The organism is Quadrisphaera sp. INWT6, assembly GCF_015390235.1.
GTDB lineage: Bacteria > Actinomycetota > Actinomycetes > Actinomycetales > Quadrisphaeraceae > Quadrisphaera.
The window spans coordinates 112,601-132,026 of sequence record NZ_VUOH01000005.1 but is presented as its reverse complement, the minus strand read 5'-3'; the positions used below and the strand labels follow the sequence as shown (position 1 = coordinate 132,026).

Here is a 19,426-nt window from a genome sequence, read left to right as displayed (position 1 = left end):
CCACCCGCCTAGCCTGTCCCCGTGCTCACCCCGGACCGCGGCGCCCTGCGCCTGCTGCGGTCCGGGGTGCTGGCCGCGTGCGCCCTGGGGCTGTCGGCGGGGGCGCACGCCCTGGCGGGGGGCCACCTGCCGGGCGCCGCGCCGCTGGCGGCCCTGGCCGCCGCCACCTGGACCGCGTGCTGGGTGGCGGTCCGCTGGCGCCTGCCGGCCCCGGCGGTCGTCGCGCTGCTGGGAGCCGGTCAGGTGGGCTTCCACGCCGCCCTGAGCGCGCTCGAGCCCGCGGCGGTGGGCGGCCACGGCGCCGCCCGAGCCGTCCCCGCGGGTCTCGAGGCCCTCGCGGCCACCGGGAACGGCCACGCCCACGCGACGACCCAGGCGACCAGCCACCTCGCCGGCCACGCCAGCGCCCTGTGGCTCGGAGGCCCGACCAGCGCCGACGCGGCGATGCTCCTGGCCCACACCGCGGCGGCCGCCGCCGTGGGCCTCGTGGTCGCCCGCGGCGAGGCCGCCCTGTGGGACCTGTGCGCCTGGCTCGCGCCCCTGGCCCCTTCCCTGCTGCTGGCCCTGCTCCTGCTCGTCGCGCCGCCCGGAACGGCCGTGCGCCGGCGCCCCGCTGCCGGCTGCCTCGACCGCCCCCGGCTCCGCCGCGAGCTGTCCCGCCTGCACCGCCGCCGCGGCCCGCCCGGGCTCCTGGCGGCCTGACCACCCCTCCGGCCGCCAGCGCGCCACCGGCCCCGCGCGGGCCGGCCCGCCAGCCACCGCCGGCCACCCCGCCGCCGCGTCGCCGTCCCCCGAGGCGGCGGGCGGCGCCGCCGCGCGCCGTCCGCAGGACGACGCCGGTGCGCCGCGGTGCCCCCACCGACGCCAGGAGACCCGCTGTGCCCACCACCCGCCCCACCCGCCCGACGACCCGGTCGACCCACCGCCCGGCCCCCCGGCTGCGCCCGGCCGCCGCCACCGCCCTGGCGGCCGCCCTCGTGCTGCTGCCCGCGGCCGCCGCCTCGGCGCACGTGCGCGTCGTCCCCGACAGCACCGCTGCGGGGGGCTACGCCCTGCTGACCTTCCGCGTGCCGAACGAGTCCAGCACCGCCAGCACCACCCGCGTCCAGGTCACCCTCCCCACCGACCACCCGCTCACCTACGCCGCGGTGCAGCCCGTGCCGGGGTGGACGGCCCAGGTCGCCGAGGCGGCCCTGCCCGCCCCCGTCGACGTGGGCGGAGCCACGATCACCACCGCTCCCCGCACGGTCACCTGGACCGCCGAGGCGGGCTCCGGCATCGCCCCCGGGCAGTTCCAGCAGTTCCCCCTGTCGGTCGGCCCGCTGCCCGACGCCGGGACCACCGTGCTGCTCCCGGCCGTGCAGACCTACTCCGACGGCACCGAGGTCTCCTGGGACGAGCCGGTCCCCGCCAGCGGCGAGGAGCCCGAGCACCCCGCCCCCGAGCTGGTCACCACCGCCGCTGCCGCGGAGGAGCACGCCGGGCACGACGGTTCGGCGTCGGCGTCCTCCGCCGCCGCCTCCGGCGAGGAGGAGGAGGCGGCGACGGGCTGGGGCGCCGGCGGCTGGCTCGGCCTCACCGGTGCCGTGCTGGGCGCCGCTGGGCTCGTCGTGGCCCTCCTGGGCCGCCGGCGGACGGCCTGATGTCCCAAACCGGCCGCCTCGGGCGCCTCGCCGCAGCGACCGCCGCCGGCGCCGCGCTCCTGCTCGCCAGCGCCGCGCCGGCGTCGGCGCACAACCAGCTCGAGTCGACGCTCCCCGCCGACGGCGCGGGGCTCGACGCGCCACCGGCGTCGGTCGTCCTGACCTTCGACCAGCCGGTGCTCGCCCTCGGCACCCAGGTGGTGGTGCTGGGGCCCGACGGCGCGGTGGTCTCGGCCGGTGAGCCCCGGCTCGTGGACGACGACGTGACGCAGGACCTCGCCGGGGCGCTGCCCGCGGGCGGCTACCGCGTCGAGTGGCGGGCCACCTCCGCCGACGGCCACCCGGTCTCCGGGGAGCTGGGCTTCACCGCCAGCGGACCCGGCACCGGAGCTGTCGCGGCGACCGGGGCCGCGAGCACCGGCGCTGCCCCCGACCCGTCGACCACCGCTGCGGCGCCGGCCGCCGTGGTCCCGTCGCGAGAGCCCAGCGCGAGCGGCGCGGAGCAGGACGGCGGGGGTGGCTCATCCACGGCGGCCGCCCTCGCCCTGGCGGCCGTCGCCGCGGTGGCGGCGGCTGTCACGGTGCTCGTGCGCCGCCGCCGGACCGGTCCGCCGCTGGGCCGTCCGGGTGGTGGCGGGCCGGGCTCGCCGGAGCGCTGAGCGCACCTCGTGCACCGACCTGCGCCCCGGGTCCCCCGGGGCGCGGGTCGGGACGAGACGATGTGCCCATGACCACCAGGCTCGACGCCGACTCCCCGCCCGTCAGCGCCCCCGGAGGGGGCGCCGAGGCGCTGCGCCGCGACATCCGCCTGGTCACGACGATGCTGGGCGAGACCCTCGCCCGCGCCGAGGGCGAGGAGCTGCTGGCCCTCGTCGAGCAGGTCCGCGCTCACGCCAAGGACGACACGCTCGGCGAGCTGCCGGACTTCGACCTCGACACCGTGACCACGCTGGTGCGCGCCTTCACGGCGTACTTCCACCTCGCCAACACCACCGAGCAGGTCCACCGCGGCCTGGCGATCCGCGGTGAGCAGGAGGCCGAGGGCGGCTGGGTGCAGCAGGCGCTCGCCCGGATCACCGACGCCGGCGTCGACGCCGCCGAGCTCAGCGGGCTCATGGGCCAGGTGGCGGTGCGCCCGGTGTTCACCGCGCACCCCACCGAGGTGGCCCGCCGCTCCACCATCGACAAGCTCCGCCGGGTCGCCGCCCTGCTTGCCGAGCCCGACGGGCCGCGCCGCACCCGGCGGCTGCGCGAGGCCGTCGAGCTGCTCTGGCTGACCGACGAGCTGCGCGTGGAGGCGCCCACGCCCGTCGACGAGGCCCGCAACGTCATCTACTACCTCGAGGGCCTCTCGCGCGCCGCGCTGCCCGACGTGCTGGAGGAGCTGCGCGACGGCCTCGCCGCCGTCGGCGTCGACCTGCCCGTCGACGTCTCGCCGCTGCGGTTCGGCACCTGGGTGGGCGGTGACCGCGACGGCAACCCCTTCGTCACGCCGCAGACCACCCGCGAGGTGCTCTCCCTGCAGGCCGTGCACGGCATCCGGGTGCTGCGCACCAAGGTCGACGGGCTGCGCCGCGACCTGTCCGTCAGCGACCGCGTCAGCCCCGTCTCCCCCGAGCTCGCGGCCCGCACCGAGGAGCTGCTCGCGGCGCTGCCCGAGGTGGAGCCCCGCTACCGCCGCCTCAACGTGCAGGAGCCCTACCGGCTCTTCCTCACCTGCGTGCACGTGCGCCTGGGCCTGACCGAGGAGCGCGTCTCCAGCGGGGCGCCCCACGTCGAGGGCCGCGACTACGCCGACGACGACGAGCTCCTCGCCGACCTGGTGCTCCTTCACTCCTCCGTGCTGGCCCACCAGGGCCCGCTGGTGGCGGCCGGGGAGGCGGAGCGGCTGGTCCGCACGGTGGCCGCCACGGGGCTGACCCTGGCGACCCTCGACGTCCGTGAGCACTCCGCCAAGCACCACGCCGCGGTCGGGGCGCTGCTCGACAGGCTCGGCGAGCTCGACGGCCCCTACGCCGCCCTCGACCGCGAGGGCCGGCTGCGGGTGCTGTCCGCGGAGCTGGCGTCGGCGCGGCCGCTCGCCCGGTCGCCGCTGCCGCTGGAGGGCGAGGCGGCCACCACGGCGGGCGCCTTCGACGCCATCGCCTGGGCGCAGGGGGCGCTCGGCCGCCGCGTGGTCGAGAGCTACATCATCTCGATGACGCACGACGCCGACGACGTCTTCGCCGCCGTCGTCCTGGCCCGCGAGGCGGGCCTGGTCGACCTCGCCGCCGGGGTCGCCCACCTCGACTTCGTGCCGCTCCTCGAGACGGTCGTCGAGCTCGAGCAGACCGAGCGGATCCTCACCTCGCTGCTGTCCGACCCGTCGTACCGCGAGCTGGTGCGCCTGCGCGGTGACGTCCAGGAGCTGATGCTCGGGTACTCCGACTCCAACAAGGCCGGCGGCATCACGACGTCGCAGTGGCAGATCCAGCTGGCCCAGCGCCGGGCCCGCGACGTGGCCCGCCGCTTCGGGGTCAAGCTGCGCTTCTTCCACGGCAGGGGCGGCTCGGTGGGGCGCGGCGGCGGCCCCACCTACGACGCGATCATGGCGCTGCCCTCGGGCACCGTCGACGGCGAGGTCAAGATCACCGAGCAGGGCGAGGTGATCAGCGACAAGTACGCCCTGCCGCAGCTCGCCCGGCAGAACCTCGAGCTCACCCTCGCGGCGACCATCGAGGCCAGCGTGCTGCACCGCACCGACCGGCGGACCCCTGAGCAGGGGACGCGCTGGGACGCGCTCATGGACCGCTTCTCCGACGCGGCGCACGCGCGCTACCGCGCGCTGGTGGAGACCGACGGCGTCACGGAGTACTTCCTCACCGCCACCCCGGTCGACCTGCTCGGTGCCCTGAACGTCGGCTCCCGCCCGTCCAAGCGGCCCGGTGGCGGCGGCATCGAGGACCTGCGCGCCATCCCGTGGGTCTTCGGGTGGACGCAGTCGCGCCAGATCGTGCCGGGCTGGTTCGGCGTCGGCTCCGGCCTGGCGGCGGTGGCCTCCGAGCCCGGCGCGGCCGAGGTGCTGCGCGAGATGCACGCCGAGTGGCGCTTCTTCCGCACCTTCCTCGGCAACGTGTCGATGACGCTGGCCAAGACCGACCTCGACATCGCCAGGGAGTACGTCGACCTGGCGCCCGAGCCGCTGCGGGCCCTCCTGGACGACGTGCGCGCGGAGTTCGCGCTCACGGTCGAGCAGGTGCTCGCCGTGACCGGCGGCACGGCGCTGCTGGAGCGCGAGCCGGCGCTGCGCACCACGCTGGAGGTGCGCGAGAACTACCTCGAGCCCCTCCACCACCTCCAGGTCGGCCTCCTCGGGCGCCACCGGCGCGGTGAGGAGGACCCGCGCCTCAAGCGCGCGCTCCTGCTGACCATCAACGGCATCGCCGCGGGGATGCGCAACACCGGCTGACGGCGCCGGGTGACGCCCGACCCCTCCACGGGGCGGCCGGCGGGACCTGCGCCTAGCCTGCGCAGGTGCCCGCCGACCGCAACGCCGTGCACGGCTGGGCGAGGGCGTGGGCCGTCAGCAGCGGCACCGCCGACGCCGTGCTGGAGCACGCCGAGCAGGGTCCCGCCTTCCCCCCGTTCACGGGGCTGCCCCCGGAGGCGCGCGGTGAGCTCGGGCGCCTGCCGCTGGGTGCCCTCGCGCAGCTGCGCGAGCTGACCGACGCCGAGCCGGCGAGCACCCGCCCTCCGGCGGGGCGGACCGCCGGGCGGGCCCCCACCTCGCCGTGGGCGGTCCTGGACGCCGTCGAGCAGGCCGTGTGCGTGGCCGACGTCCGCGCCCCGGACGCGCCGCTGGTCTACGTCAACCCGGCCTTCACCCGCACCACCGGGTACTCCGAGCGCGAGGTCCTCGGGCGCAACTGCCGCTTCCTGCACGCCGGCCTCGACGTCGCCGGCGCCGACGCCGAGCTCGAGGCCCTGGGCAGCTCAGGGGCCGAGGTGGCCGCCGCCGTCCAGCGCATCCGCGAGCTGCTGGCGGCGGGGGAGGGCGGTGACGCCGTGCTGGTCAACCGCCGTGCCGACGGCGGGCTGTTCGTCAACGAGCTCGCCCTGTCACCGGTCAACGGCCCCGACGGCGCCCCCGTGCACTACGTGGCGGTCCAGCGCGACGTGACCCCGCTCGCCGTGGCCCGGCGGACGGCGTCCCTGCTGGAGGCCGAGCTCGAGGAGACCGCGCGGGCCGTCCAGGCGACGCTCGTGCCAGCGGCGCTGCCCGAGCTGCCGGGCTGGGAGCTCGCCGCCGGGTACTCCCCGGCCACGCGCTCCGACGGCGGCCGGGGCGCCGTCAGCGGCGACTTCTACGACGTCTTCCCCGGCGCCGGCACTACCGGCGCAGCCGGCGGCTCGGGAGGCTCGGCGCCGTCGTGGGTCGCCGCGATCGGTGACGTGTCGGGCCGCGGTCCGCGGGCGGCGGCGGCCACCAGCGCCCTGCGCTGGGCCCTGCGCGGGGCCGCCACCACCCGCAGCGCACCCGCAGCGCTGCTCACGGCCGTGGCGGACGCCGTCCACGACGCCCTCGACGACAGGTTCGCCACCCTCGCGGTCCTCGCGCTGCCGCAGCTCCCCGCGCCGAGCGCCGCGCCGGCAGCGGTGCGGCTCGCGCTGGCCGGGCACCCGCAGCCGGTGCTGCTCCCGGCCTCCGGGGCGCCCCGGCTGGTGGGCGTGCCGGGCACGCTGGTGGGGCCGTTCGCCGACGTCGAGGTCGCCGAGGTGGAGGTCGCCCTGGCCCCGGGCGACCAGCTGGTCCTGTACACCGACGGGGTCGTCGAGGCCTTCGACCCCGGCGGCGCCCAGCTGGGCGAGGAGGGGCTGCTGGCGGCGCTCGCCGCGCTCCCCGAGGCCGAGCGGCGAGGGCCCGGGGCTGCGGCGCGGACGGCGGCCGCAGTGGGGGCGGCCGTGGCCGGGCACGTCGGCGGCGGGGCCGTCGACGACCTGACCCTCCTGGTCGTGGTGCGCACCTGAGGCACGGCCGGTCCGGGGGCGCCCGGGTACCGTGCGCGGGTGCCCGGCACGACCTTCACCAGCGCTGCGTCCCTGGAGCCGGCGTACCGGGCCGTCGCCTGGGAGCAGACCCCGCTGGGCCCGCCGCAGCTCTGGCCGCGCGAGCTGCGCACCGCGCTCGCCCTGGTGCTCGGGACCCGCTTCCCCGCGGCGCTCTTCTGGGGCCCGCAGCTCGTCACCCTCTACAACGAGGCCTTCGTCCCGCTCATCGGTGACAAGCACCCCGCGGCCCTGGGGGTGCCGGCGCAGGACGTCTTCCACGAGGCCTGGGACGTCGTCGGCCCCCAGCTCACCGCGGTCCTCGCAGGGGAGCGCCCCACCTGGGTCCAGGACGCCCTCATCCCGCTGGAGCGGGCGGCCGGGGTGCAGGACGCGTGGTTCTCCTACTCCTACTCGCCGGTCCGCGACGAGGCCGGTGCGGTCCTGGGCGTGCTCGACCTGGCCGTCGAGACCAGCGCCCAGGTGCTCGGGCTGCGGCGCCTGGAGGCCCTGCGCACCCTCGACGCCTCGCTCGCCTCCGCCGTCGACGCGGCGGACGTCGCGGAGCGCACCCGCGTGGCCCGCGCGGACGGCGACGCCGACCTCGCCCCCTCCTCCGGCGCCGTGTCCGCCGTGGTCGACCAGTTCCACCTCCTGGTCGAGGCGGCCGCGGCGGCGGCGACCGCCCGGGTCGACGCGTGGGCGGCGCGGCGGCGCAGCGAGGCGCGCACCCAGGGCGTGCTGGAGTCGATGCCGACGGCCTTCTGCGCCCTGGACCGGGCGTGGCGGTGCACCCAGGTGAACGCCCGCGCCGAGCAGCTGCTGGGCCGGCCCCGCGGGGAGCTGGTCGGCGAGCGCCTGTGGGACCTCTTCCCCGCTGCCGCCGACGGAGGCTCGGCGGCCGCCTTCCGGCGTGCGATGGACGAGGGCACCACCGCCGTCTTCGAGGAGCACGTCCCCGCGCCCGTCGACGCCTGGTTCGAGCTGACCGTGCAGGGCCGGGACGACGGCGTCGACGTCTACTTCACGGACATCACCGCCTACCGGCGCGCCCAGGAGCAGGCCGAGCGCGACGCGCGCCGCGCCGGTCTGCGGGAGGCGGTGGCCGCCGCCGTCGCCGGGGCCGACGGCGTGGTCGAGGCGCTGCAGCTGCTGCCGGGGCTGCTGGTCCCCGCCCTGGCCGACTGGGCCGTGGCCACCGCCGTCGACGACGCCGCCGCCGGTGAGCGCAGCGCGCGCCACGACTGGCGCGACGCCCTGCGCGACGTCGCCTCGGCGCACCGCGGCAGCGCCGCCGACCGCGAGCGCACCGAGCAGTTCCGGGCGCTGCGGCTCGACGCGCTGGTCGACCCGCCCTTCAGCCCCAGCGGCGTCCCGGGGCCCGGGCGGACGCCGGCCGGCGGGGGCGCCGGTGCGCCGACCGCCGACCAGCTGGCGCCGGGGCGGGCGCGGGAGCTGTTCGAGGAGCTGGCGCCGCAGGCGGTGCTGGTGCAGCCGCTGCGGGGGCGCGACGGGGTGCTCGGCGTCCTGACGCTCTTCCGGGGCGCGGGGTCGCCGCCCTTCGACGCCGACGACCTCGAGCTGCTCGCCGAGCTGGCGGACCAGGCGGGCGTGGCCCTCGACAACGCGCGGCTGCACGCCCAGCAGCGCGACCTGGCCCACGAGCTGCAGGCGAGCCTGCTGACCTCGCTGCCGGAGCCCGACCACCTGCAGGTGGTGGCCCGCTACCGCCCCGCGGCGCGCGGCGCGCAGGTGGGCGGCGACTGGTACGACGCCTACGTCACCGACGACGGCTGCACCCACCTGGTGGTGGGTGACGTGGCCGGCCACGACCGCAGCGCGGCCGTGGTGATGGCGCAGGTGCGCAACGTGCTGCGCGGGGTGGCGCAGGCCCTGGCCGCCCCGCCCGCCACGGTGCTGTCGGCGCTCGACCGCGCCGTGCAGCGCCTGGCCGTCGAGGGCCTGACCACCGCCGTCGTCGCCCGGGTCGAGCAGTCGGCCGCCGAGGCGGCCCGCGGCCAGCGGGTGCTGCGCTGGTCCAGCGCCGGCCACCCGCCGCCGCTGCTCATCACCCGGGACGGGAGGGCCCGCCTGCTGCAGGCCCCGGCGGACCTGCTGCTGGGCCTGGACCCCGACGCCGAGCGCCACGACCACACCGCGGTGCTCGAGCCGGGCTCGACGGTCCTGCTCTACACCGACGGGCTGGTGGAGCGCCGCGGCGAGGACCTCGACGCCGGGCTGGAGCGGCTCCGGGAGGCCGCCGGCCGCCTGGTCACCACCGGGCGCGCCCGCGACGTCGAGGCGCTGTGCGACGCGCTGCTCGCGGAGCTGGCCGCTGACGCGGAGGACGACGTCGCGCTCCTGGCCCTGCGGGCGCACCCCCAGGACCGGCCCCGCCCGGTCGCCGCGGGGGAGGAGGCGCTCCCGCCGGACCTGGACGTCCCCGGTGACGCGGCCCCCGGCGCCTACCAGCCCGACCTCGAGCTGCGCCAGCTGCTGCTGCCGCCGGAGCCGGCCTCGGCCTCCCGGGCCCGCGCGTTCGTGCGCGCCTGGTGCGCGCGGGCCGGTGTGGAGGAGGACGCCTGCGAGGCCGCGGTGCTCCTGACCAGCGAGGTCGTCACCAACGCCTTCCTCCACGGCCGCAGCGAGGCGCGCCTGAGCGTCACCGGCGGGCTGGTGGAGGGCTCGCCGACGGTGCACGTGGAGGTCGGTGACGAGAACTCCCGGCGCCCGACGCGCCTGCGCACGGGGACCGCCGAGCTCGACGGCCGCGGGCTGGGCATCGTCGAGGCGTGCTCGCTGGCGTGGGGCGTGGTCGACGCCCCGGTCGGCAAGGTCGTCTGGTTCGACGTCGCCCGCTGACCCTCCCCCGGGGTCCGGGGGAGGGGGGTCAGGTCTCGGGGGAGGTCTCGAGGCGCTCGAAGGGGTCGGCGCCCAGCTCCTCGCCCCAGGTCAGCGCCAGCTCCTCGCCGGTGCCGCGCACCCGCCACCGCTGCGGGGTGGACGCGTCGAGGTGGTCGACGGGCTCCACGCCTCCCGGGTCGCCGCCGTCGAGGGCCAGGCGCAGCGCCGCGGCGAGGTCGGCCTCGACGGCGGCTCCCGGCGCGCCGAGGGTGGCCGGGTCGACGGACACGAACAGCGCCGTCCCCGAGCGCGCCACCAGGTCGAGCAGCTGGCGGTTGAGCGCCTACGGCGTCGACGGCGTGCTGGGGACGCAGTCGGCGTCGAGGTGGAAGAAGGCGCCGTGCTGCGCTCCCCGGAACGCGAGGGTGTTGACGCCCACCCGGCGGGTGCGGTCCCACCGCAGCCCGGAGGTGTCGTCGCCGGTGCGCTGGGCCTCCGCGAGCCCCGCGGCCAGGTGTCCGACGGTGTTGCAGCCGAGCACGACGACGTCGGCGGCGGCCTCCCGCACGGCGCGGTAGAGGCCCACGAGCGCCTCGGCGGTGGTGACCGACGGGTCGGCGAGGGCCCACCCGTCCCCGGCGGGGCTGGCGCCCATCGTCGGTCCCCACCGGCCGAGCAGGTCGTAGGTGGAGAAGTCGTGCTTGAGCAGCTCGAAGCCCCAGCCGCGGACGCGGGTGACGTCCTCGCGGACGAGGTCGAGCACCGCGGGGTGGCTCGGGTCGAGGGCCCAGCCGTCCTGGCGGCGCCCGCGGCCCGACCCCACCAGCGCCCCGGCCAGCGCGCCCCGAGGGGGCTCGCGGCGCAGCAGCGGGCGGTACCAGAGCCCCGGGCGCGCGCCCTGGGCCCTGATGGCCGCGGCGGCCTCGGCCATGTCGGGGAAGGTCTCCGGGCGGCCCTGGTCCCAGGGGCCGCCGGAGGCCTCGCGGCCGTCGGCCACGCCGCCGACCGACCACCCGTCGTCCACCACCCCGTAGGGCCGCACCGGGTGGTCCCCGGCCAGGTCGGAGACGGTGCGCGCGTCGCGGACGACGGCGTCCAGGCCGAACCCGCGGCCGTAGGCGTAGTACCAGTCGTTCGCCCCCACCAGCGGGGTCGGAGGCGCCAGCGGGTCGCGGCACTGCAGGCGCGCCAGGGTGCGCTGCACCTCCAGCGGGTCGCCCCCGGCGACCTCGCGGACCACCGCCGCGGCCACGGCGCGGTCGCCCGGCCGCACCGGCTCCCCGCCGCTGCGCAGGTCGAGCCACAGGGTCAGCCCGTCGGGGTCGGCGGTCCAGCACGCCAGCGCGGCGCCGCGCACCTCGGTGCCCAGCGCGCGGGTGGTGCCGCGCGCGGCGTCGTGCAGCAGCACCGTCCACGGCAGGGGGCGGTCGGGCACGAGCGGGGTCCAGCCCAGCTCGCCGTAGGAGCGCTCCCACGCGTCGCCGAGCACGCGGACGCCAGGTGGTGCGGGGGCGGCCCAGCGCAGCGCCACCCGGCTGACGCCGTCGCAGGCGGCCACCTCGACGCGCAGGCCGAGGCCGTCGGGCACCAGGTCGACGCGCACGCCCGCGGTGTGCGGGGGAGCCCACCGGTCGCGGGGGCCGACCTGGGCGCGCACGAGGTCGGGCGCCCCGACGGCGACCTCCCGCGCGCCGGCCCCGCTGCTCACGAGCCCTCGCCGAGCACGAACGTGCGGATGGCGGTGACGGCGGCGCCGCGGGCCCACTCCGCGAACCCGGTGACCTGGACCTCGACGTCCAGGGGCGCGGTGCCCGGGCTGCGGTGCTCGGCGAGCGCCGCCTCCACCGCCGCCGCGCCGACCTCGGCCAGCCGCACGCCCTCGCCGGAGATGATGACCTTGCGCGGGGCGACCACCGCGCCCACGGTCGCCACGAGGCGTCCCAGTGCGCGGGCGGAGTCGTCGACGACCCGCCGGCACACCGGGTCGCCGGCCTCGGCGAGGTCGTACACCTCGTCGCGGTGCAGCTGGCGCCGGTGCGCCACGGAGGCCCGGGTGGTGATCGACGCCGTGGACAGCATGGCGTCGGCGCAGCCGGCGTGGCCCTTGGGGCACAGCGGCCCCGACGGGTCGAGCGGCAGGTGCCCCACGGTGCCGGCGCCGGCGTCGGGGTGGTCGACCACCTGCCCGTGGACGGCGTAGGCGTACCCGACCCCCTCGCCGACGGTGACGAGGGCGAAGTGGTCGCAGCCGCGCGCCGCGCCGAACCACTGCTCGGCGCGGGCGAAGGAGAGCACGTCGTTGTCGAGCACCACCGGCAGGCCGAGCGCCTCCTGCAGCGCCGGGCCGAGGGGCACGTCGGACCACCCGAGGAAGCGGGCGTCGACCACGGACCCGGTGGCCGTGACGGACCCCCCGAGGCTGACGCCCACGGCGCGGACCGAGCCGGTCGCGCCGGCGCGGGCCACCGCGCTGCCGACCAGGGCGGCGACGGCCTCCACCACGCGCGCGGGCTCGGGGGAGAGCAGCAGGGCCTCGTCGGAGGCGAGCACGCGGGCGCGCAGGGTGGTGACCACCACGTGCGCGGTGTGCTGGGTGAGCTTGACGCCCACGAAGCGGTGGGCGGACTCGTCGACGTCGAGGGGGCGCGTGGGGTGCCCCGAGGGGGCGTGGGCCCCCTCGGTCTCGACCAGCAGGCCGGCGTCGAGCAGCGGGCGCGCCAGTCGCGTCAGGGTCCCGGCGGACAGGCCCAGCCGGCGGGCGATCTCGCTGCGCGGCAGCGGTCCCTCGAGGAGCACCGTCAGCGCGACGTCGTGGGCGGGGCCCGCGGCACGCGCCCAGGCGGGCACGGCGGCGCTGGCGTCGGTGGTCACGCCACGAGGCTACTTCTTTGCTCGCTGGAACTGAAGATCCGGATCCGGGTCATTGCCTCGCCCCCGAGGGGGGCCTTGACGGCCCACTTGCTTTCACCGTAGAAACGAGTCACCCCCCCCGTCGACCACACCGTCGTGGAGATGCCCGTGACGACCACCGCCAGCCCGCCCAGCGCGGCGAGCAGCGCGCCCTCGGGCCCCGCCCGCCCCGAGCGCAAGACCTCCCGCGACACCGCCGCCGCCCTCGGCTTCATCGCCCCGGCGCTGCTCGGGTTCGTCGCCTTCTACTTCTGGCCCACGCTGCGGGGCCTGTGGTTCTCGTTCCAGGAGTACGACTTCTTCAACCGCCCGCGGTTCGTCGGCCTCGACAACTACACGCGGATGCTCTCCGACGACACGTTCTGGAACGCGATGGAGGTGACGCTGCAGTACGTCGCCATCAACATCGTGGTGCAGACGGTGCTGGCGGTCCTCATCGCCGTCCTGCTGCAGCGGGTCACCCGCTCGGTGTTCGTGCGCAGCGTCGTCGTCCTGCCGTTCCTCATCTCCAACGTCGTCGTCGCGCTGCTCTTCTACTGGATGCTCGACGCGCAGATCGGCATCGTGAACGCCGCGATCACCGGCCTGGGGCTCGACGCCATCCCTTCTTCGGCGAGCAGGACTGGGTGGTGCCGACGATCGCCCTGGTCAACGTCTGGCGGCACATGGGCTACACGGCGCTGCTGGTCTTCGCCGGCCTCATGACGATCCCCGAGGGCCTCTACGAGGCGGGCCGGGTCGACGGCGCCAGCGAGTGGCGCATGTTCTGGTCCATCACCCTGCCGCTGCTGCGCCCGGTGCTCGCGCTGGTGCTGGTCATCACCGTGACCGGGTCGTTCCAGGTGTTCGACACCGTCGCCGTCACGACGTCCGGCGGGCCCGGAGACGCCAGCCGGGTGATCCAGTACTACATCTTCGACCTGGCCTTCCAGCGCCTCGAGTTCGGCTACGCGGCCGCGGTCTCCGTGGTGCTCTTCGCGATCCTCGCCGTGGTCGCCTTCGTCCAGCTGCGCCTGACCCGCGCCAACGAGTCCGACCTGGCCTGAGCCGGCCCGAGCGCCACGAGCAGAAGACCGAGGAGACCGCCCGATGTCCGTGCAGACCCCCGTCGAGCCCGCCGCCGCGGGCCCCGCCCGCGTCACCGCCGCACCCGTCCAGAAGGCCCCGAAGGACCGCCGCGCCGGCATCGGCCGCGTCGTGGCCTGGGCGACGCTCGTCCTGATCATGCTGGTGACGCTGTTCCCCTTCTACTGGATGCTGCGCACCGCGCTGTCCAACGGCACCCAGCTGGCCACCGACCCGTCCTCGCCGCTGCCGGTGGGGTTCACGTTCGGGGCCTTCGAGCGCGTGCTCGGCCTGTCGACCACCGCCGAGGCCCAGGCGCAGGGCGGCTCCGGCGCCGCCATCGACTTCTGGCTCTACCTGCTGAACTCGCTGCTGGTGGCCACGCTCATCACCGCGGGCCAGGTGTTCTTCGGGGCGATGGCGGCCTACGCCTTCGCGCGGCTGCGCTGGCCCGGGCGCGACGCCGTGTTCTTCGTCTTCCTCACCGCGCTCATGGTGCCGCCGATCTTCACGCAGCTGCCGAACTTCCTGCTCATGCGCGACCTCGGCCTGCTCAACACCTACGCCGCGATCGTGCTGCCGTTCTTCTTCATGACGCCGTTCGCGGTGTTCTTCCTGCGGCAGTTCTTCCTCAGCATCCCCAGGGAGGTCGAGGAGGCCGCCGTCCTCGACGGCGCCGGCACCGTCCGCCGGTTCTTCCGCGTCATCGCCCCCATGGCCTCCGGGCCGCTGATCACGCTGGCGATCCTGCAGTACATCCAGGCGTGGAACGAGTACTTCTGGCCGCTGCTCGTGGCCAGCGACCGCAGCGTCCGCGTCCTCACCGTGGGCCTGGGCATCTTCAGGTCGCAGACCCCCCAGGGCACCCCCGACTGGGCCGGCCTCATGGCCGCGACCCTCATGGCCGCCCTGCCCATCGTCGTCCTGTTCGCCGTCTTCAGCCGGCGGATCGTCGACTCCATCGGCTTCTCCGGGATCAAGTGAGGACCGGGTCATGACCACTCCCCAGACCGCTCCGAAGACCACCCGCCGCGCCCTGGCCGGTGCCACCGCCGCGCTGGCGCTCACCCTCACCGGGTGCGCCTCCTACGGCGTCGACCCCGGCGCCGAGGGCGAGACCGGCACCATCACCTACTGGATGTGGGACTCCGCCCAGCTGCCCGCCTACCAGCAGTGCGCCACCGACTTCGAGGCCGCCAACCCCGACGTCCAGGTCCAGATCGAGCAGTTCGGCTGGGACGACTACTGGAACAAGGTGTTCACCGGCTTCGTCGCCGGGTCCGCGCCCGACGTCTTCGTCGACCACACCTCCCGCTTCGGTGAGTTCGCCGCCCGCGGCCTCATCGAGCCCCTGGACGACCGGCTCGCCGGCTCCGACGTCGACCTCGACCAGTACGTGCCCGGCAGCGCCGAGCTGTGGGTCGGGCCCGACGGCAAGCGCTACGGCCTGCCGAAGGACTTCGACACCGTCGGGATGTTCTACGACGCTGCGAAGGCCACCGACGCGGGCCTGACCGCGGAGCAGATGAACGAGCTGACCTGGAACCGACCGACGGCGGCACGTTCGAGCAGGCCATCGCCGCGCTGACGGTCGACACCAACGGCGTCCGCGGGAACGAGCCCGGCTTCGACAAGGGCAGCATCGCCACCTACGGGCTCGGCCTGGAGAACTCCGGCGAGGCCTTCGGGCAGACGCAGTGGTCGTTCTTCACCCAGAGCACCGGGTGGTCGCCGATCGACGAGGCGTGGGGCACCGACTTCCACTACGACGACCCCCGCTTCCAGGAGTCGATCGCCTGGTGGACCGGGCTCGTCGACAAGGGCTACATGCCCCCGCTGTCGTACACGCAGGGCGGCTCGCTCGACCAGCAGCTGCAGGCGGGCAGGTACGCCCTCATCACCAACGGCTCGTGGAACATCGCCAACTACTCCAAGCTCGACGGCGTCGACCTGGCCGTGGCCAAGACGCCGGTCGGCCCCGAGGGGCGCCGCACCATGACCAACTCCCTCGGCGACTCCATCTCGACCACGTCGCAGAACAAGGGCGCGGCGTGGAAGTGGGTGCGGTACCTCGCCTCCACCGACTGCCAGGACGTGGTGGCCCGCGGCGGCATCGTCTTCCCGGCCATCGCCTCCACCACGCCCGCCGCCGTCGAGACGCTCTCGGCCACCGGCCTGGACGTCACCGCCTTCACCGACCCCATCGACGACGGCGAGACGTTCCCCTACCCGGAGATCCTCCAGGCCTCCGAGGTCCAGTCGATCATGGGCACCGCCATGGACCAGGTGGTCGGCGGCGACGCCGACGCGTCGTCCCTGACCGCGGTGAACGAGCGGGTGAACGCCGTCTTCGACTGACCGGCGGGCCCGCCACCCGGCCCCCCAGACCCACCACCCCCGACCACCACCCGACCCAGCACCAGACCCGGAGGTCCACCCCCGTGTTCTCGATCGGCTTCATCGGCGCCGGCCAGTTCGCCGGCTCGTTCACCGAGCTCTTCAAGCGCCACCCCGGCGTCTCCGACATCTTCGTCACCGACGTGCTGCCCGAGCGGGCCGAGGCGCTGGTGGCCGAGCAGGGCCTCGCCGGCACCCTCGGCTCGTTCGAGGAGGTCCTCGCCTCCGACGTCGACGCGGTGGCGATCTTCACCCAGCGCTGGATGCACGGTCCCCTCGTGGTGCAGGCGCTGCGCGCCGGCAAGCACGTGTACTCCGCCGTGCCCATGGCCATCACCGAGGACGAGATCGCCGCCATCGTCGAGGCCGTCCGCGAGACCGGCCTGACCTACATGATGGGCGAGACCAGCCACTACAACCCGGCCACGGTCTACGCCCGCTCCCACGTCGAGAAGGGCACCTTCGGGCGCGTCTTCTACGCCGAGGGCGACTACGTCCACGACATGGACCTGGGCTTCTACGACGCCTACCGGTACTCCGGCGGCGAGGGGTGGAGGGCCACGGCGTCCTACCCGCCGATGCTGTACCCGACCCACGCCCTCGGCGGCGTGCTCGGCGCTCTCGACACCGACGCCGCGCACGTGGTCTCGGTGAGCTGCCTGGGCGTGGCCGACCAGCGCGGCGACGGCGTCTTCGACAAGGACGTCTCGATGTTCGACAACGACGTCTCCAACGCGACGGCGCTGTTCGAGCTGTCCGACGGCGGCGTGGTGCGCACCAACGAGATGCGGCGCGTGGGCTACCCCTCGCACCTGCGCGAGTCGCGGTTCCGCTTCTTCGGCACGGACGCCAGCTTCGAGCAGCTCGCCACCGTCTCGTTCTTCCAGGACAAGCAGGGCGTGCAGGACGTCTCCGCCGACCTCGACTCCGAGGCCTCCGTCTCCGAGGACGACCCGTCGCTGGCGCACGTCGCGCCGGAGCTGCGCGCGGCCTTCGTGTCGGGGCACGCGCCCGTCCACGACGTCGCCCGCCTGCCGAAGGAGTTCGCCGGAGCGCCCAACGGGCACGAGGGCAGCCACCAGTTCCTCGTGGACGACTTCGTGACCGCGGTGAACACCCGCACGCTGCCGCCGGTCAACGCCTGGGTGGCGGCGCGCTACACGCTGCCGGGCGTCGTGGCGCACGAGTCGATGCGCCGCGGCGGGGAGCGCCTGCCCGTCCGCGACCTCGGGAACCCGCCCACCGCCTGACCCCCCCCGACCGTGATCATGGACGTCCGCCACCCTCCGGATCCGGAGGGTGGCGGACCTCCATGATCACGCGGGGGTGCGGGGGAGGGTGAGGCGCAGGACGGCGCCGGGCCCGCCCCCTGCCGTCGGTGCGCCGGGGTCGACCGCCACCAGGTCACCGCCGTGGGCGCGGGCGATGGCCCGCGAGATCGCCAGGCCCAGCCCGGAGCCGCCGGAGCGCCGGTCGCGCGCGGCGTCGAGCCGCACGAAGCGCTCGAAGACCCGCTCCCGGTCGGCCTCGGGAATGCCCGGACCCGTGTCGCGGACCTCGAGGACCACCCCGCTCGGACCCGGCGAGACCCGCACCTCGACGGCCCCACCTGATGGGGTGGCGCGCCGGGCGTTGTCGAGGAGGTTGGTGAGCACCTGACCGACGCGCACCCCGTCCGCGCGGACGACGGCGGCCGCGCCGTCGTCCACCACAGCGGTCCACGCCACCGACGGCGCGAGCAGCTCCTGCCGCTCCACCTCGTGGCGGGCCAGGACGGCGAGGTCGACCTCGCCCAGCTCGAGCTGCACGCCCTCGGCCAGCCGCGCCGCCGTCAGCAGGTCGGCCACCAGCCGCGACGCGCGGGTGCTCTCGCGCACCATCGCCGCCAGCGACCGCTCGCGGTCGAGGCGGCCCGGGTCGGCGCGGAGCAGGTTCTCGGCGCTCGCCTGCAGGCCCGCCAGCGGCGTCCGCAGCTCGTGGGAGGCGTCGGACAGGAACGCCCGCATCTGGTCCTGGGCGCGCTCGGCGGTGGCGACGGCGCTCTCGAGCTCGTCGAGCATCGCGTCGAACGCCTGGGCGTTGCGGCCCAGCTCGGTGTCGGGCCGGCCCGAGCCCAGGCGGCGGCCCCGGTCACCGCTGGCGATGCCGCGGGCGAGCGTCGTCATGTCGTCGAGGGGGCGGAGCGCGGCGCCGACGACGCGCCCGAGGGCGAACCACGCCAGAGCGAGCGCAGCGAGCCCGCCGACCACCTCCAGGACCACCAGGCGGGAGAGGGTGTCGCTGACCGTGCTGGCGTCGACCCGGAGCGTCAGGCGCTCACCGCCCTTGAGGTCGGCGACGAGGAACAGGCTGTCGCCGTAGGTGCGCAGCTGCTGGGACGCAGGCCCCTCCTGGTCGCCGGGCCGCTGCACCGCCGCCGGTGGTGACTGGGCCCCCGGCGGTGTCGGCCCCACCCGGGTGCTGGCGCAGTAGCCGGTGTCGCCGTCGCACACCTCGGCCAGCACGTCGTCGCCCTGGAGCTGCTGGACGAGCTGGTCGGGGTCGAGGCTGCCGGAGAGCTGCTCGGCCAGCGCCACCCTGTCGGTGAGCCGGGTGCGCAGGTCGGCGTCCAGCCGGGCCTTCAGCGCCACGTCGACGGCGACGAAGAGCAGCACCAGCAGCACCGCCAAGAGCCCGACGACGGCGAGGCGGACCCTCCCGCGCAGCGAGGCCGGGGCCAGCCGGGAGCGCGCCCCCGCCGCCGTCGTCTCCGTCGTCTCCGTCGTCTCCGTCACGGCCGCAGCACGTAGCCCAGGCCGCGGACCGTGTGGATCAGCCGCGGGCCGTGGGCCTCGGTCTTGCGCCGCAGCGCGCTGACGTGCACCTCGACGAGGTTGGGGTCGTAGTCCTCGTAGCCCCACACCTGCGTGAGGATCTGCGTCTTGCTCAGCGTCCGCCCGCGCTGCGCCACGAGGTAGGCCAGCAGGCGGTGCTCGGTGCCGGTGAGGTCGAGCGGCACGCTCGCGCGCGAGGCCGCCTGCGCCGCCTCGTCGAGCACCAGGTCGCCCACCTGCACCGCCGACGGCGCCCGGCCCAGGCGCTGCAGCAGCGCGTTGACCCGCGCGAGCAGCTCAGCGGTGACGTACGGCTTGAGCACGTAGTCGTCGGCGCCGGTGGAGAAGCCGCGCAGGCGGTCGTCGACGGCGTCGCGCGCGGTGAGGAACAGCAGCCCGGCGTCGCTGCGCCCCCGCAGGGCGCGTCCCAGCGCGAAGCCGTCGCGCGCCCCCGGGAGCATCACGTCGAGGACGACGACGTCGGGGCGGAACCCGTCGACGACGGCCTCGAACCCCTCGCCGTCGTCCACCGCCTCCACGACCTTGCCGTCGTCGCGCAGCGCCTGGGCGAGGGCCTCGCGCACGGCGGGGTCGTCCTCGACGACGAGCGCGCGGGGCGCGCCGGCACGGGGGGAGGAGGTGGGCACGGCACCATCCTGGCCAGCGGTGCTGAGGCGTTCCTGAAGAGGCCCCGCAGCCCCTCGCGCTTCAGGCCGGCTTCAGACCCGC

Annotated in this window: 15 protein-coding genes and 1 pseudogene; 11 read left to right on the top strand and 5 right to left on the bottom strand. The window is 76.2% G+C overall.

Going from position 1 to position 19,426, the window contains the following annotated elements; all coding sequences use genetic code 11:
* Positions 1 to 21 precede the first annotated feature (21 nt).
* The 6 genes from F1641_RS15515 to F1641_RS15490 all read left to right on the top strand — a co-directional run bounded on the left by F1641_RS15515 (position 22) and on the right by F1641_RS15490 (position 9,530).
* Positions 22 to 702 (top strand): hypothetical protein, encoded by a 681-nt coding sequence (locus tag F1641_RS15515; protein WP_194907131.1) that lies wholly within the window; start codon positions 22 to 24, stop codon positions 700 to 702.
* 176 nt (positions 703 to 878) lie between these two features.
* Positions 879 to 1,643: a YcnI family protein gene (locus F1641_RS15510; RefSeq protein WP_206691308.1), complete on the top strand. Its 765-nt coding sequence runs from the start codon at positions 879 to 881 to the stop codon at positions 1,641 to 1,643.
* The gene (locus F1641_RS15505) at positions 1,643 to 2,302 is read left to right on the top strand and encodes a copper resistance CopC family protein (protein WP_194907130.1); all 660 of its coding nucleotides are present in this window, start codon (positions 1,643 to 1,645) and stop codon (positions 2,300 to 2,302) included. The genes F1641_RS15510 and F1641_RS15505 overlap by 1 nt, the downstream gene beginning before the upstream one ends.
* A 68-nt stretch (positions 2,303 to 2,370) precedes the next feature.
* Positions 2,371 to 5,091, top strand: coding sequence for a phosphoenolpyruvate carboxylase (gene ppc, locus F1641_RS15500; protein ID WP_194907129.1), 2,721 nt, complete (start codon positions 2,371 to 2,373; stop codon positions 5,089 to 5,091).
* Between the two features lie 65 nt (positions 5,092 to 5,156).
* Positions 5,157 to 6,650: a SpoIIE family protein phosphatase gene (locus F1641_RS15495; RefSeq protein ID WP_194907128.1), complete on the top strand. Its 1,494-nt coding sequence runs from the start codon at positions 5,157 to 5,159 to the stop codon at positions 6,648 to 6,650.
* A gap of 39 nt (positions 6,651 to 6,689) precedes the next feature.
* Positions 6,690 to 9,530, top strand: coding sequence for a SpoIIE family protein phosphatase (locus F1641_RS15490; RefSeq protein ID WP_194907127.1), 2,841 nt, complete (start codon positions 6,690 to 6,692; stop codon positions 9,528 to 9,530).
* 28 nt (positions 9,531 to 9,558) lie between these two features.
* Here the strand turns inward: F1641_RS15490 and F1641_RS20170 are convergent, their stop codons facing one another.
* From F1641_RS20170 to F1641_RS15480, 3 genes are read right to left on the bottom strand one after another with little or no spacing between them, the layout of a single operon-like run.
* Complete coding sequence (locus F1641_RS20170; RefSeq protein ID WP_206691307.1) at positions 9,559 to 9,828, bottom strand: hypothetical protein; 270 nt, start codon at positions 9,826 to 9,828, stop codon at positions 9,559 to 9,561.
* A 27-nt stretch (positions 9,829 to 9,855) separates the two neighbouring features.
* Positions 9,856 to 11,220, bottom strand: a complete 1,365-nt coding sequence (locus F1641_RS15485) for a hypothetical protein (RefSeq protein ID WP_206691306.1) — start codon at positions 11,218 to 11,220, stop codon at positions 9,856 to 9,858.
* Positions 11,217 to 12,383, bottom strand: a complete 1,167-nt coding sequence (locus F1641_RS15480) for an ROK family transcriptional regulator (protein ID WP_309225646.1) — start codon at positions 12,381 to 12,383, stop codon at positions 11,217 to 11,219. Before F1641_RS15480 ends, F1641_RS15485 begins: the two co-directional genes overlap by 4 nt.
* Before the next feature lie 141 nt (positions 12,384 to 12,524).
* Between F1641_RS15480 and F1641_RS24000 the strand changes: the two are divergent.
* The 5 genes and pseudogenes from F1641_RS24000 to F1641_RS15460 all read left to right on the top strand — a co-directional run bounded on the left by F1641_RS24000 (position 12,525) and on the right by F1641_RS15460 (position 17,134).
* Positions 12,525 to 13,468 (top strand): annotated as a pseudogene (locus F1641_RS24000) (carbohydrate ABC transporter permease).
* A gap of 43 nt (positions 13,469 to 13,511) precedes the next feature.
* The gene (locus F1641_RS15470) at positions 13,512 to 14,471 is read left to right on the top strand and encodes a carbohydrate ABC transporter permease (RefSeq protein WP_194907126.1); all 960 of its coding nucleotides are present in this window, start codon (positions 13,512 to 13,514) and stop codon (positions 14,469 to 14,471) included.
* 10 nt (positions 14,472 to 14,481) lie between these two features.
* Complete coding sequence (locus F1641_RS21965; protein ID WP_255514884.1) at positions 14,482 to 15,075, top strand: ABC transporter substrate-binding protein; 594 nt, start codon at positions 14,482 to 14,484, stop codon at positions 15,073 to 15,075.
* The gene (locus tag F1641_RS15465; RefSeq protein ID WP_309225687.1) at positions 15,027 to 15,845 is read left to right on the top strand and encodes an extracellular solute-binding protein; all 819 of its coding nucleotides are present in this window, start codon (positions 15,027 to 15,029) and stop codon (positions 15,843 to 15,845) included. Before F1641_RS21965 ends, F1641_RS15465 begins: the two co-directional genes overlap by 49 nt.
* 83 nt (positions 15,846 to 15,928) lie before the next feature.
* Positions 15,929 to 17,134 carry a Gfo/Idh/MocA family protein gene (locus tag F1641_RS15460; protein ID WP_194907123.1) on the top strand — a complete coding sequence of 402 codons (1,206 nt, stop codon included), beginning with the start codon at positions 15,929 to 15,931 and terminating at the stop codon, positions 17,132 to 17,134.
* 66 nt (positions 17,135 to 17,200) lie between these two features.
* Here F1641_RS15460 and F1641_RS15455 read toward each other — a convergent pair whose 3' ends face one another.
* The gene (locus F1641_RS15455) at positions 17,201 to 18,658 is read right to left on the bottom strand and encodes a cell wall metabolism sensor histidine kinase WalK (RefSeq protein WP_194907121.1); all 1,458 of its coding nucleotides are present in this window, start codon (positions 18,656 to 18,658) and stop codon (positions 17,201 to 17,203) included.
* Positions 18,655 to 19,344, bottom strand: a complete 690-nt coding sequence (locus F1641_RS23415; RefSeq protein ID WP_194907119.1) for a response regulator transcription factor — start codon at positions 19,342 to 19,344, stop codon at positions 18,655 to 18,657. Before F1641_RS23415 ends, F1641_RS15455 begins: the two co-directional genes overlap by 4 nt.
* Positions 19,345 to 19,426: the final 82 nt, after the last annotated feature.